At 46.6% G+C, this 13,802-nt stretch carries 9 protein-coding genes and 2 rRNA genes (1 of these 11 only partly in view); 6 read left to right on the top strand and 5 right to left on the bottom strand.

Features of this window, described 5'->3' with window-relative positions; translation table 11 throughout:
- The coding region (locus EBR25_07715; protein NBW40873.1) for a hypothetical protein at positions 1–494 on the bottom strand (494 nt) is incomplete at its 3' end.
- A gap of 199 nt (positions 495–693) precedes the next feature.
- Here EBR25_07715 and EBR25_07710 point away from each other — a divergent pair.
- Both EBR25_07710 and EBR25_07705 read left to right on the top strand, forming a co-directional pair.
- Positions 694–948 (top strand): hypothetical protein, encoded by a 255-nt coding sequence (locus EBR25_07710; protein ID NBW40872.1) that lies wholly within the window; start codon positions 694–696, stop codon positions 946–948.
- Positions 945–1,427, top strand: coding sequence for a hypothetical protein (locus EBR25_07705; GenBank protein NBW40871.1), 483 nt, complete (start codon positions 945–947; stop codon positions 1,425–1,427). The genes EBR25_07710 and EBR25_07705 overlap by 4 nt, the downstream gene beginning before the upstream one ends.
- Positions 1,428–2,933: 1,506 nt before the next feature.
- Here EBR25_07705 and EBR25_07700 read toward each other — a convergent pair.
- On the bottom strand, positions 2,934–3,944 hold the full coding sequence (locus EBR25_07700; GenBank protein NBW40870.1) for a ketoacyl-ACP synthase III: 1,011 nt from the start codon (positions 3,942–3,944) through the stop codon (positions 2,934–2,936).
- 247 nt (positions 3,945–4,191) lie between these two features.
- On the opposite strand from EBR25_07700, the gene EBR25_07695 reads away from it, so the two are divergent.
- The gene (locus EBR25_07695) at positions 4,192–4,485 is read left to right on the top strand and encodes a hypothetical protein (protein NBW40869.1); all 294 of its coding nucleotides are present in this window, start codon (positions 4,192–4,194) and stop codon (positions 4,483–4,485) included.
- Positions 4,486–4,522: 37 nt separating this feature from the next.
- Here EBR25_07695 and EBR25_07690 read toward each other — a convergent pair whose 3' ends face one another.
- The 3 genes from EBR25_07690 to lpxB all read right to left on the bottom strand — a co-directional run bounded on the left by EBR25_07690 (position 4,523) and on the right by lpxB (position 9,848).
- Positions 4,523–6,493, bottom strand: coding sequence for a hypothetical protein (locus EBR25_07690; GenBank protein ID NBW40868.1), 1,971 nt, complete (start codon positions 6,491–6,493; stop codon positions 4,523–4,525).
- Between the two features lie 371 nt (positions 6,494–6,864).
- Positions 6,865–8,397: a hypothetical protein gene (locus EBR25_07685; protein NBW40867.1), complete on the bottom strand. Its 1,533-nt coding sequence runs from the start codon at positions 8,395–8,397 to the stop codon at positions 6,865–6,867.
- Between the two features lie 233 nt (positions 8,398–8,630).
- The gene (gene lpxB, locus EBR25_07680) at positions 8,631–9,848 is read right to left on the bottom strand and encodes a lipid-A-disaccharide synthase (GenBank protein NBW40866.1); all 1,218 of its coding nucleotides are present in this window, start codon (positions 9,846–9,848) and stop codon (positions 8,631–8,633) included.
- A gap of 61 nt (positions 9,849–9,909) precedes the next feature.
- Here lpxB and EBR25_07675 point away from each other — a divergent pair, with 61 nt between their 5' ends.
- From EBR25_07675 to EBR25_07665, 3 genes are all read left to right on the top strand, one after another.
- Complete coding sequence (locus EBR25_07675; protein NBW40865.1) at positions 9,910–10,518, top strand: nicotinate-nicotinamide nucleotide adenylyltransferase; 609 nt, start codon at positions 9,910–9,912, stop codon at positions 10,516–10,518.
- Between the two features lie 684 nt (positions 10,519–11,202).
- Positions 11,203–12,722, top strand: a 16S ribosomal RNA gene (locus EBR25_07670).
- Between the two features lie 635 nt (positions 12,723–13,357).
- Positions 13,358–13,802: ribosomal RNA gene (locus tag EBR25_07665) — 23S ribosomal RNA — on the top strand; it runs 2,895 nt beyond the window's last position.
- Together the 16S and 23S rRNA genes form the textbook arrangement of a ribosomal RNA operon.

The following is a 13,802-nucleotide window of genomic DNA, read 5'->3' as shown; positions in this document are numbered from 1 at the left end:
AGGCGGAGAGGAGGTGCTGGATCTCCTGGCATTCCAAAGTAGGTATCAAAATTATTGCCCTTTATAAATAATGGTGAACTCACATGGTTGTCTCCTCCTGTGGTTGTTTGTGGCAGGAGGTCACACCGATATGGGAGTTCTGCAGGGATAAAATCTAAATAAATTTCCGGAAGAATGGAGCCTTGGTTAAATTCAACGATAAGTGGTTGAGAGGGAGGGGTAATTCCGTTTGAATATAAGTTGGCGAGGCTTCCTGATGCTCCTCTGCACGTCAGTGTTCCATTAAATGGGGGAAAGAGTTCTATTTCTCCCATCGTCGTGTTCTTAAATGCTATTTCAAAATGCCCTTGAGGGGTTTGCGCGTGCACAGTATTTACCAGCACTTCAGTGTGCATAAGCACGAGCGCTACAACAACTGTGGCAAGTTGAAAAAGAAAGTCCTCTAGAGACTTGATACGAAAGGGAGAGCCAGTGGCGAGATGTTTAATATTCATTGCTTTTGTAGGCTTCATACCATTTTATCGAAGAGTTCAGAAGGTTCTCGTGAGAATAGAGCTAAAAGACTTAGCGTAAAAATTTAGCGTAATAATGAGATATACTGCTCTATAATTTGTATGCGTTTGTGTGCGTGCTCTATCCCTCGCCCTCTTCGTACTATTTTACCGATTTCATAGCTGTGATGAAAGGTGATACATGGGTGAGGTAGAGACTCGAGTGTTGTTATTCTCGCGTTACCGTGTGTATCTCTTTGATTTATTGAGATTTTTTGGCTCAGTAGAGTTGAAAGCGACTACGCAGAAGAAAAAAATGGGGCTTTTGGTCTCTTGTTGGCAGAAGCAACTCTTCAGATTGGTGAGTGGGTTAGGGGAGGCGACTTTCAGAGAGAGATATGCTACTAAACAGCTCAGAGTTTTTGTATACGTCTCTTTGTTCATAGGATTTTCATGAACTCTTCTGAAAAACGCCAAAAGTCTCCTTCAAGTAGTAGTGAAAACTTGAGAGGTGCGCCTCGTGTTAAAGAGTCCCTGATAGAGGAAGGCATCGGACTAGAGCCGTGGAGCATTGTCGAGAAGGGGTTTTCGGGAACACACGTTAGTCATTATGAATCGCTCTTTTGTGTGGGGAATGGCTTCCTTGGTGTCCGTGGTTTTTTTGAAGAAGGATATGACCAGAGCCTGTCGCCACATACGGTGAGAAGCCTCTATCTCAATGGATTCCACGATACAGCGCCAATACATTATCCCAAAGTCGGGTATGTTTGGGCTAAGGTGCATGAAGCGATGCTCTCATATTGTCATTCAGATGCAGAGCGAGTTGCGGAAATGGGATTGTCCAGCCATGGGCATTACATGTCTTCACACATCCTCTTTGAATCGTTCGAGAGAGAGATGGATAGAGAGATGCTGCACTTCCGTGATAGTGAATAATGAGAGCAATGTTGAGTGATGAGTCAGCTGCGGATTCAAACTCAATCTTGAGGTGTGAAACGTGTTGGAGTATCTGCTCAGCTTTCAAGAATTCACGGATTTCCTCTGTAAGAATTCGAGGCAGCTCTTCGGTGATTATTGACTGATGCTGATAGTCAACACCAAATGAGTAGGTCTCACCGAAACCATCACTAAGATTTCTGACAGGAGCGCTTTGGTACTCGCGAGTATCAAAGTGGTAAAGGCTTCCGCCATAGCCGACGAGTTCAACATAATCTGGACTTTGAAGAACTATTCGACCAAAGGTTCCATCATGAAGAATAACATGGTCTCCTATGCTGGAGGGGAAAAGCTTCTCATCTTTATGCGCATTTCGCGATCGCATCGGTATGAGATCCTGAATGGGGATACGAAGCACTCTTCCCGAGTTGAACGCCTCGTTGATCAACGTTGCGTAAAAGCTAATGGAGTCAACGCGCCATAGAACACCTCGATACTCGATGACTTCACCTTCTCTGACTGGTCCAAAGTTAAGGAGGAGAGCAAGCTGCCTCCACCAGTCAGGAATAGTATCTTTCATGGTCCAGAGGAGTCCAAAAAAGAGGAGTGAGAAGAGGAGTAAAAGCACCCAATCTTCAAAAAGATAGAGAGTCATGAGGAAGGCGAGAGATGCTCCCAGTGTCGATGTAACAAGACCCGCTACCTGAAGCAGTTTGCCGGCGTGAGAGAGTTTCGAGCCCGAGCCATCAAGATACCGAATGACATATCTCGGAATGTTGCGAAGAGAGACCCAGAGGAGTCCCGCAAATAGAAATGCAAAAAAGAGGTGTTTTCCTCGACTCTCAAAGAAGAGCGAAAGGACGCCTTGAACCGTTTCCCCCACGGATTTTCGCTCTGCTTGTTTTTGGGATAGCTTCTCCTCGGTTATAGCAAGTTCAGCATTTATGGATGTGAGCTGAGCCCTCCATTTCTCGAGGAGGTTTCTTATTGGTTCTTTGAGCTGTTGTTCCTCTAGGTTGCCATTCAGAATAGTAAGGTTATCTACCGCTTTCAGAGTTGACGCTTTTCGTTCTTCTAATGAGCTAAGTTTGTCTTTGAGATTACTAATTTCTCGAGGTCGGCTGGTTGCATCACGAAGTTCAGATATAAGAGGAGCGAGGAGATCCTGGAGTTCTTTGCTCCAAGAGAATGGGGCGCCCTTTTTGTCGCGAGATACTTCCGCTACATCAACTCCAATGGCGAGCTCTGAAAAGTCTTTTTGAATATTAGATAACCTTTCAGAGATTTCTTGAACCTCCTTTTCAATCTGCGCCTGTCTGCCGGTAGCAAGAGGGCTTCGGAGTTCCTCCTGCTTTTCTTGAAGTTCTTTCTTTAGACTGCGTTCTAATTTAAGAACTTGGAGGAGGTGTTGTTCTACTGTGCGCTGCTCCCGATTTGGTGCTGGCTGGCAGGGAGCAGGCGCTGGCAAGAGAAATAGGACGACAAGGATGAACGAAATAAAAATCTTCATAATTGAACTACTTGAAACAGGGTAGCCCCCCAAGTGAATCCACTTCCGAAGGCGCAACTTAAAATATAGTCACCAGAAGCAAGTTGAGTCTCCTCAAGGGCATGGCTAAAGCCGATAGGAATAGTTGCTGCAGTCGTATTTCCATAGTGGGTTATTGTGTTGAACACTCGGTCAGTCGGTATCTGGAGAGTCTCTGCTACCAGTCCATTAATGCGTGCATTCGCTTGATGGGGAATGACGAGGCGCACGTCTTGATTTGAAATTCCACTATTGCTCAATACAGAGGTTGAGACTTCAACCATTCGTTTTACCGCATGCTCAAATACCTTGCGACCTTCCATCTGCGGAAAGCATTTTCCCTGTTCGACCATTTCGGCTGTTATGCGTGTTGGAAAGTGGGCGCTTCCGACGTGTTCACACCAGAGAATTGAGGCATGCGCACCATCGCTGTGGAGCTCGGAGCCTATGATGTTGAGACTGGGGGTCTTTGCGCTTGACGGGGGGTGTTGTGAGACAATGCAACTTCCGGCACCGTCACCAAAAAGCACAGCGATGTCACGTCCTCTCGTTGTGAGATCGAGTCCAGTTGAGTGCACCTCGGCGCCGATAACAAGGATGTTCTTATATTTTTTTTGAGCAACGAGTGCTTCAGCAAGCTCAATTCCATAGAGAAATCCAGAGCATTGATTTCTAATATCAAAAGCTGGAACAGTTGAGAGTCCGAGCTTGTGCTGTACTAAAACGCCAATGCCAGGGAAATCATAATCGGGAGACAGAGTTGCAGCGACTATTGCATCGACTTCTACACCTGATGCCTGTATTGAAAGTTTTGAAGCTTCAACGGCTAAATCGCTTGTAGTAACGGGAGGTTCTACAAATCGACGTTCTTTTATTCCTGTTCGTTTTTGAATCCACTCATCGCTGGTATCGATGTGCTGAGCGAGGTCATTATTCGTCACTATTTTGGGAGGAAGGTAGCGGGCAAACGAGTGTGCAACGGCAGTCATTGTGTCTCCTGAATTGAGTTCTATTTTTGAGCAGCATGGAATTTTTTATTCCAGATGGAAAGAAGAAATGCCGTAGTCGATTGGAAAATTATTTTTTGAAGTTCCGTCGTCGATTTTTCGATGGATGACACATCTGCAGGACATCGTTGGCAAACCAACTTGAAGGTGCCGTTACTGGTGTGCAGTGAGATACTGAGAGAAGTTTGACGGAAGGGGAATTTGTGCTCAAAGGGAGGGCAGGCTACCTATGATTTCCGTGTGTGGTGGTCACCTACTCCCAGCTATATGCGAACAAACAGCGTTTGCACTTCGTGTGCGTCTTTTCACGTCAGGGACCTTCCGGGCTGAGACTTATCTTGGTTCCCAGAAGCAGCCTGCTAAGAAACCTAAAAAGATCATCGGTGTGTTTTCTACTCCTCTGGAGAATTCCCACTCGCTACCGCACTATTTCCTTCGTGACTTAAGGATGTATTTGAGATTTTGTGAGATGAGGATTCTCAAGATTGAGGCAAAGAAATTCGAAACATTCGTGCGAGAATGAGGAGAGAGTTTCTCTTATATTTCTCGCGTGAAGTATTCTATTTATTTTGATTTTGCTTCTCTAGAGCATGCATCCAGTGTTTGAGTCGTCTTTCCATTCTCTCTGTTCTTCTCTCGTTGTATTTCCTTTTTCCTAATTTCGTCAGCCCTCTTAAGACTCGCGCTGTGCGTATTTTCAAACGCTTTGGAAGAGGGGCTTGGCGAAAGTAGGTTCGTAGAGCCTGTCGCATATCATCCACATTTTCTTTCATCACCTTTTTGGATTTAGGCGCTTTTTCATGAAAGACAGAAAGGATGCTCTGCGTGTTGCTGATAAGCGTTATTGCGTCTGCTTTTGTGGTGGGTGTTTCAATCTGAGGCAGTGAGCTATCTGGATCGGTGAAGCAGTCAAATACTCCATCCCCGTCTGCATCAGTATCTGGCACTCCACATCCACAGAGTCCAGGCAGAATCTTGTTTGCGTCTGCGCTACATGAGTCTTTACAATCAGCTGTCCCATCCCCATCAGTATCGGTATCTGCTACTCCACATCCACAAGCACCAGGGACAATCTTTAGAGGATTGTTGTCACAAATATCCAGGCAGTCAGCTATTCCATCCCCATCAGTATCAGTGTCTGGTATCCCACATCCACACTGTCCAGCGAGTCCTTTTGTTTGATCATTGAGACACTCGTTGACAACAACAAAAGCACTCCCAGAGTCTTCACCGTTTGCATCACTTGCATACGCTCCAACAATGACATCAGCCAATCCATCACCGCTGATATCTCCAGCGCCAGAAACTGATGGGCTATATCCAAGTCTATCCCCTGCATTTTGTCCACGTACGATAAAAAGTAGTTCCCCAGTGAATCCCGAGAAGACTTTAGCGCTTCCTGATTCATCTCCATTGTCATCATCTGAATAGGCACCAACAATAACATCTCCATATCCATCACCGTCTACATCGCCTGCACCAGAGACGGCATGTCCGAATTGATCTCCATCATCGTCACCATAAAAGGTATGTAAAATTGAATAATCGGCCCCTGAATAAATTACAGCTGCGCCTATAACGCCAACTTCACTACTGGTATTTGGAGCCCCCATAACAATATCAGGAATGCCATCACCGTTGGTATCGCCAGCGCCAGACACTGACACTCCAAGTAGGGTTCCAGCACCACTATCACTTATGGTGTGAAATATTGTTCCATCGGCACCCGACATGAGAAATACTTCGCCACCTCTGCCACCGATTGCAGCGTCAGGAATGCCGTCGTCATTGACATCGCCTACTCCCGCTACGGAATATCCAATTTGCTTCCAATGAGGACTTCCATAGTATTCAAAGAGGACATTGCCGCTTAATCCTGAAAAAATCTTAGCACTTCCTCTTGCTTTGTCGCTCCAGCCCGGAAAGTTCTCCCACTTTGCTCCAACAACAACATCATTATAACCATCTTGGTCAACATCCCCAGCGCCATCAACGGAGATACCGAAGCGACCGCCATTTTCTATTCCGTATAGATTGTGAATCAATGAGCCATCTATCCCTGAAACAATTTTCGCCATACCGGTTGGGATTCCATCGGGGTTAGCGCCCACCATACCACCTACTACAATGTCAGGAGTGCCGTCACCATTTACGTCTCCTGCGCTAGCGATAGATCCACCAAAGTAATCCCCGGCATTGTCACCAATAACGGTATAGAGAACATCACCAGAGGCACCGGATATTATTAGCGCCTGACCAGATCCATCTCCATTAACGGTATTTGCTTTACTTGCTCCAATACCGAAATCAGGAACACCGTCATTATTAACATCGCCTAGAGTTGCAACCGACCAGCCAAGTCGATCGCCGGCATTTTCACCCACAAATGTATAAAGGGAGTCTTGGCTCTGAGCAGAAAAAAGAGGTGTTATGATCACCAAAAGAGCAAAGAGAGTAAACGTCTTTAAGCTGATAGTGTGAAAGCTTGGTGTACCAGAACTGTTACAGCGATTTCTCTTCATAGCCCGCATTTCCTCTCCAAAAAGCTACACAGACAGTCGAAAGAAAGACCTTGAAACCTAAGGAAATAGGACTGTTCATGCTGAGAGAGGTTAAAATGCGGAATGTATAGAGTTTCTATTACGCGGGAAATCCATCCAGAGAATAAGAGTTTTGCTGTCATAGCGTGGAAGTTTCTATTAGAGGTTACACCGAGCCTCAGCACGTACTCCACTTTATCGAATGGCACATTATCGATGAATCTCATTCAATGGGTCTATGAGCAGTGATGATGGGAGCTCTATTGGGCATTCCAAGCCAGTCTTTTTGATGAGTAACGTGTTCGCATCAAAAGTAGGGTAGAGTACGACAATTTCGAAATGTTTGGGCAGGAGAATAGCATTTAAACGGTGTGAAGTTCTATCAGTATCTTTTTTAAGGTGCGGCCTTTCGTGAGGCCTCGAAGCCCGTAGCGGCCAGCATGGTCTATAGCTTGCCAAGTTTCGCCCTCCATGCCGGGAACAGGTGCTACTGTATTCTTTGTTGGCACTTGCTGAAATCCATGATGGAAGCGTTTTGCGGCGGCTATAATTTCAACTTCAGAGAGAAGCCTTGCTTGTTGTACTCGTGTTAATCCATATTCCACACGAAGGGGGGTGAGAATACTTGAAAGTGTTCGTCCCTTATTAAGGTTTCGGTAGCCCATTTTACCTGCTCGATCGATAGCGCCCCACGTATCACCTGAAAGAAAGGGAGCTGATTCTTGAGAAGCGCAAGTCGGTAGCTTCCCATATCGAGAGTAGAATTCTCTAGCAGCTCTCAATATTCCATCTTCTGTCAAAGGCTTCCCCGGTATCTTGTGTTGATATTCCTCTCTTAACGGCAGCAATATTTTTGATAAGGACTGGCCTTTGATGAGGCTTCGGTAGCCGCTGTATGCTGCCGAATCTAAAGCTTTCCACGTTTCATGCTCCATTCCAGGAACGGGTTCTTTCGTATCCTTCGTTGGGATTTTATTATATTGGATATAAAATTCTCGCGCGGCATCCCGAATAACCTCTTCACTTAAGCTCTGTCTCGCAGCATTGGTTTTGATTCCAGATTTGCGCTTTAGCGGCTCGAGTATGGTTGATAACGTTCGCCCTGCAGTGAGTCCATGTCTTCCGTGATACGCAGCCTGGTGAATATAATCCCACGTTTTGTCTTTTAATCCGGGCACAGGCTGCTTGCTCGCACGACTTGGGAATTTCCCATGCTTTTCATAGAACTCCTCTGCGGCTTTAAGGATGCTGTCTTCTGTAAGTGTAAATTTTTCACGAAGCATCCTGATTCTCAGGATAAGCTTCTTAGCTATGTTAAGGCGTAGTTCTTGGAGAGTTTGTGTCAGCTCAGGGGTCTTCTGACTTTTAGTGGCAGTAAGGATTGATTCCGCACCAAGAGGCGTCTTCTGTGACTGGAGTTCTTCTCGAAGCGGTTTCAGGATCTTTGATAACGTACGACCCTTTTCGAGACCTCGATGACCAGCTTGTCCTAAATGATTAATCCTCTTCCATGAAAATTCTGAAGATTCTTTCAGAGACCCTTCTGAAGTTCTGGTCGGTAGTTTGCCATTTTCCATGTAATACGTTCTGGCAGCTTGACGAATAACCTCCTCTGATAATGGAGGTAAAGGTTGTTCAGTTTGAAGAAGCTCATCTCGTAGTGGTTGGAGAATCTCACCAAGAGTTCTGCCTTTTTCTAGCCCCCGACGACCATGATATCCCGCCTGATAGATACTCATCCAGCTATCATCAGGCATACCAGGGACGGCTGCTTTTGTCTTACAGTTTGGGAGTGTATTGTGCTGCTCATAAAATACTCTGGCAGCATATATAATTGCCGTCTCAGTGAGCGGCGGTTTGCGGTTCGGATCAGGCGTAGGTGAAGTTGACACCATTTCAATCTCCACTTCATATTCTTAACGGCAATAGTCCATAGATTGAATTCTTAATCAAAAAAAAGGATGGAGTGCTCGGTATTTTCGTGGTCACCTTTTCTTGAGGTTTTCTCGCTCTTATTTTTGTGAAGAGGTTAGCATGTGCCCCAATCTGTCAAATGTAAGGCATGGTTTTTTCATGATATGCGGTTGAGTTTATTCAGGCCCCTTCCGCTCCTGTGATTTTCCCAGCTTCATTCGCTTGAGTCTGTACTCAGATTTTTATCATTCGAGATAATCATCTCGGCCACTCTGTGTGAGACGAGTTGTTGAGGCGCATCCGTGGGTGAGGTCCTCGGTGAGTTTGTTGAAGGAGTTAGGAAATCCCGTATCTCCTGAAAGGCGGAAAGCTGTTCCCTTCTGTACGACTCGTTCTTTAAAAGCATTAGTGCTTCCTGTGCGAGGGCCTCGGGGGTTAGTGAATCTTCCGTCACAAACTCACGTACGGTGCCTGGCCTGATGATGTTAACGATTGAGTAGTTTTTCACATTTGCACAGAGCCGTATGATATTTCGAAAAAGCCAACCAGCTTTATAAATCATTACAAAGGGTAGTCCCGTCAGTGCGGCTTGTAGATTAGAAGTGCCAGACTTTATCAGTCCTGCATCACTTGCCCCCAGAACATCAAGGGAGCGTTGCGAGACGAGTTTTATAAAATCTTCAGCATCGAGCTCTTTAAGACTACTGAGTACTTCATCCTGAGGTATCGAACTCGGCACTGGAACAAGGCCTTTCACGGAAGGAAGCTCTTGTCGAACTTTTTTCAGGGCAGCTACCAATAGCGGGAGGAGAGCTTTTACTTCTTGATTCCTGCTTCCTGGGAAAAGAGCAAGAGCAAGCTCATCATCTCCAATACCGAACTCTCTCCGTAATAACGCCCTTTTCTCAGGTGGGAAGGTAAACTGAGTAAGGCCATCTGAAAAAGGATGTCCCACGAAGAGTGCATTGTCGTAGCCCAAAGATTTAAAGACCTCGGGTTCAAACGGGAAAATACAGGCAAGCGCATCAACATACTTTTGAAACGATTTCGCTCTTCCTGGTCTCCACGCCCAAACGGTAGGAGCGATGAAAAAGACAGTTCGAATTCCGAGGCGCTTTGCTTGTTTCGCGAGCAGCAGATTGAAGTCTTGGTAGTCAACGAGGAGGAGTACGTCAGGAGCTCTTTCCCGTAATAGAGAGGTCATTCGCTTGAGAGCTCTTCTCAGGGTGCCAAGCGATTTGATTACATCAAGAAATCCCATGACCGAGGCATCGACCTCTGAATCGATGAGGGTTTCTACTCCAACAGAGCGAAGCGCTGAGCCACCCATTCCAAATATGGTGGCTTCAGGACATAACATACGCACGGTTGAGATAATACGTGCACCGTGCTCGTCACCAGATGGGTCTCCTGCAGAAATTGCTATCTTCATACTAGGAGTAATATGTCAGAATATGGTGGTAAAGAGTAGTGAGTTGAATGAATAGGGCTTCATGGAAAAGTATATAGCACTGTATGGAGGAAGTTTTGATCCGCCACATAACGGACATGTGCTTACGATCTCCCATTTATTGAATGACGAACGAATCGCCGAAGTTTGGCTCGTCCCAAGTGGTGACGCTCGTTATGATAAGTCCTCGTTTGCTACCGGTGAAGAGCGTCTTGAGTTACTGAAAGTGGTTCAACGCGAGGTCTTTCAGGGCAATGAAAGAATTCACATCCTTGAATCACAGCTTAAGGGAGCGTTAGAGGAGTCAACGGCGATATCTCTTGTCAGGTCTCTTCGTGCTGATGGTGAAAAGAGGCCGCTTCTTTACGTCATTGGGGCTGATAATCTCCCAACTCTCAACATGTGGAGAGATTTTGATGCATTAATTACGGAAGTGGAGTTTTTATTCATTCCACGACTTGGGGAGGAAGTTCCCAAGGAAATGCCAGAATACGTAAAGCAATTAGACCGAGAAGACATCGCTTCGTGCTCGTTTTCAAGCTCTGAGCTTCGAGCACTCCTCAAGGATGGAGCAGAAGTAGTTGGGTATCTTCCAAATGAAGTGCTTCGAGTTATAGAGGAGCGGGGGATGTACGAAAGGCACCGGTCGTAAGCCGAAAATCTGAGCGAGTGAAACGATTGTTCATTAAGACGCAAGGCGGGCTCGTTGGATTTTGTCATATTGATTCAGGCTCTTATCCCCTGTGGGTTTAAGTCTTTGAAACAAAGATAAAAATTTAAGTGGTGCCAGAGAAATTTATTGGCGAATTCGTTGACTTATCCCCTCCATGGCTGGTATTCCAAAGGACCTTGCTGTTTCCGGCATAGGCGACAAAAGAGCAGTTCTTCACTTTTTAAAAGAAAAGAGAACTTATTTATCCGAAGCCCTTGAATTGGTCAGGGACTCCAGATACTCTTAGCGCCTTGCCTTGAAGACTGCTGAAAAAATTCAGCGTGTTCGGATAGCAAGGAAATCAGAGAAAAAGCTCTAAAATGGCAACATTTTCGGGGTCTCTGAAAGACAATTTGGTCATGGGTAGAAGTTGGTAAAACAGTAAATTTGTTTGAGAGAATACCGATGGTTTTTGTGATTCGTCACAAGAATCAGAGTATTTCCGAGTGACAATCTCTGGGAGCAGTTTCATTTAGTGACTTCGGTCACTGAAGGTCTCTTTGTGGAACTTTTAGGTCGGTAATCGCTGAGCTGCGGTTACTTTGCTAATAGATCTTGAGTCGATTTCAACTTTTCAAGTCTCTTTTAGAGTCGAGAAGAGGGGAAACGGTTCACACAAATTTTGAATATGAGAGTTTGATTCTGGCTCAGAGTGAACGCTGGCGGCGTGCCTAAGACATGCAAGTCGAACGCGAAAGCATCTTCGGGTGTGAGTAGAGTGGCGCACGGGTGAGTAACACTTGGGTAACCTACCCTTCAGAGGGGGACAACTTCGGGAAACCGAAGCTAATACCGCGTACGCTGCAATTTTCCACGGGAAATTGCGGGAAAGCTTTTGCGCTGAAGGATGGGCCCGAGCCCGATTAGTTTGTTGGTGGGGTAACGGCCTACCAAGACTACGATTGGTAGCTGGTTTGAGAGGATGATCAGCCACACTGGTACTGGAACACGGACCAGACTCCTACGGGAGGCAGCAGTTAGGAATTTTGCGCAATGGGGGAAACCCTGACGCAGCAACGCCGCGTGAGTGATGAAGGCCCTAGGGTTGTAAAGCTCTTTCGACAGGGAAGAAAAAAATGACGGTACCTGTAGAAGAAGCACCGGCTAACTCCGTGCCAGCAGCCGCGGTAAGACGGAGGGTGCAAGCGTTGCTCGGATTTACTGGGCGTAAAGAGCACGTAGGCGGCTAGGTAAGTCTGATGTGAAAGCCCACGACTCAATCGTGGAAGTGCATTGGATACTGCTTAGCTAGAATGCAGGAGAGGTGAGCGGAATTCCAGGTGTAGAGGTGAAATTCGTAGATATCTGGAGGAACAACGGAGGCGAAGGCGGCTCACTGGACTGATATTGACGCTGAGGTGCGAAAGTGTGGGGAGCAAACGGGATTAGATACCCCGGTAGTCCACACCGTAAACGATGAGTACTAGTTGTCGGAACCATCCTACTGTTTCGGTGACGAAGCTAACGCATTAAGTACTCCGCCTGGGGATTACGGCCGCAAGGCTAAAACTCAAAGAAATTGACGGGGGCCCGCACAAGCGGTGGAGGATGTGGTTTAATTCGATGCAACGCGAAAAACCTTACCTAGGCTTGACATCCCGCGCTACCCTGTGAAAGCAGGGGTTCTCTTCGGAGACGCGGTGACAGGTGCTGCATGGCTGTCGTCAGCTCGTGTCGTGAGATGTTGGGTTAAGTCCCGCAACGAGCGCAACCCTCGCCATTAGTTGCCAGCATTAAGTTGGGCACTCTAATGGGACCGCTTGCCGATAAGGCAGAGGAAGGTGGGGATGACGTCAAGTCCGCATGGCCCTTACGCCTAGGGCCACACACGTCCTACAATGGCTAGTACAAAGTGTCGCTATCCTGTGAAGGAATGCTAATCACAAAAAGCTAGTCTCAGTTCGGATTGGAGTCTGCAACTCGACTCCATGAAGTTGGAATCGCTAGTAATCGCGGATCAGCATGCCGCGGTGAATACGTTCCCGGGCCTTGTACACACCGCCCGTCACGCCATGGGAGTTGGGGCTGCCTGAAGTGGCTGAGCTAACCCGCAAGGGAGGCAGGTTACTATGGCAGTACCGATAACTGGGGTGAAGTCGTAACAAGGTAGCCGTACCGGAAGGTGCGGCTGGATCACCTCCTTTTAGGGAGCAAATCAAGGTGAGTCCGTCGAAAGACAGACGATAGTCCTGTCGTTTCATGTCTGTGTCTTAGTCGAGGTCGTTTCTTCGGAAGTGGCTTCAAGGATTGAGCGAGATGTGATGCGCGCAACCTAAAATCTGATTGAAAGTATTTCTTCGGAAGTTCTGAAATCGGAGTAGGAGACTTAAGAGTTTTTAAAGAGATTGTCGTAAGTTGTCAGACCTAACAGTCTGGCATGCAAACAAATTCTCGTTTTTACCAGCTTCTATCGATGACCAATGGTCGCCTCCTTCGGGAGTTGACCTTACGTTTGTTGGCAAACGGGTTCATCGGGTTTTGGGCGCTCGGAGCGAGCACCTGATAGTTTTTTGATGGTTTGGGCTTTTTTTTGCCTTCGTGCAGAGGGTAGTGAGAGGCAAAACAGGTTTACAATTGAATACGAGTAGAAGTGATGAAGTGAATGTAACACAACTTCTTTGCGCAACAGCTATCCTCGGAAGGGGGTAGGCTGTAGAAAGAATTTAGAGCATGGCTAGTAAGCGGTTACTGGCTATGTGTCATCTATCGAGCGTAAAAAGCGTTACTTACTAATTAGATCGTTAAGATCATGTGATGCATGTAGCTCAAAGATTTTATTTTAAGCTACTAAGGGTGCACGGCGGATGCCTTGGCACTGGTAGGCGATGAAGGACGTAGTAGGCTGCGATAAGCCTCGGGGAGCTGTCAAACAAGCTTTGATCCGGGGATTTCCGAATGGGGAAACCTGTCCATTTAGGACACCCGAAAGGGGGCAAACCCGGGGAATTGAAATACCTTAGTACCCGGAGGAAGAGAAATCATATGAGATTCCCGGAGTAGTGCAAGCGAAAGGGGAATAGGCCAAACTGCCTCATCTTTGATGTGGCAGGGTTGTAGGACCGCGACGTGGGACTGGAGTTGATAGTAGAACTGAGTTGGAAAGCTCGGGCAGAGAGGGTGATACCCCCGTATGCGAAATCGACAATAGCTCTAGCGGTATCCTGAGTACCACGGAACACTTGAAATTCTGTGGGAATCTGGGTGGACCATCATCCAAGCCTAAA

The organism is bacterium, from assembly GCA_009926305.1.
GTDB lineage: Bacteria > Bdellovibrionota_C > UBA2361 > UBA2361 > RFPC01 > RFPC01.
The sequence above is the reverse complement of the archived record's forward strand: the minus strand, read 5'-3'. Positions and strand labels throughout refer to the sequence as shown.

What these genes read in the sequence shown, in the direction of transcription:
- EBR25_07710 (NBW40872.1), top strand. Translation starts at nt 694, where the DNA reads ATGGGTGAGGTAGAGACTCGAGTGTTGTTATTCTCGCGTTACCGTGTG.
- EBR25_07705 (NBW40871.1), top strand. Translation starts at nt 945, where the DNA reads ATGAACTCTTCTGAAAAACGCCAAAAGTCTCCTTCAAGTAGTAGTGAA.
- EBR25_07700 (NBW40870.1), bottom strand. Translation starts at nt 3,944, where the DNA reads ATGACTGCCGTTGCACACTCGTTTGCCCGCTACCTTCCTCCCAAAATA.
- EBR25_07695 (NBW40869.1), top strand. Translation starts at nt 4,192, where the DNA reads ATGATTTCCGTGTGTGGTGGTCACCTACTCCCAGCTATATGCGAACAA.
- EBR25_07690 (NBW40868.1), bottom strand. Translation starts at nt 6,493, where the DNA reads ATGCGGGCTATGAAGAGAAATCGCTGTAACAGTTCTGGTACACCAAGC.
- EBR25_07685 (NBW40867.1), bottom strand. Translation starts at nt 8,397, where the DNA reads ATGGTGTCAACTTCACCTACGCCTGATCCGAACCGCAAACCGCCGCTC.
- lpxB (NBW40866.1), bottom strand. Translation starts at nt 9,848, where the DNA reads ATGAAGATAGCAATTTCTGCAGGAGACCCATCTGGTGACGAGCACGGT.
- EBR25_07675 (NBW40865.1), top strand. Translation starts at nt 9,910, where the DNA reads ATGGAAAAGTATATAGCACTGTATGGAGGAAGTTTTGATCCGCCACAT.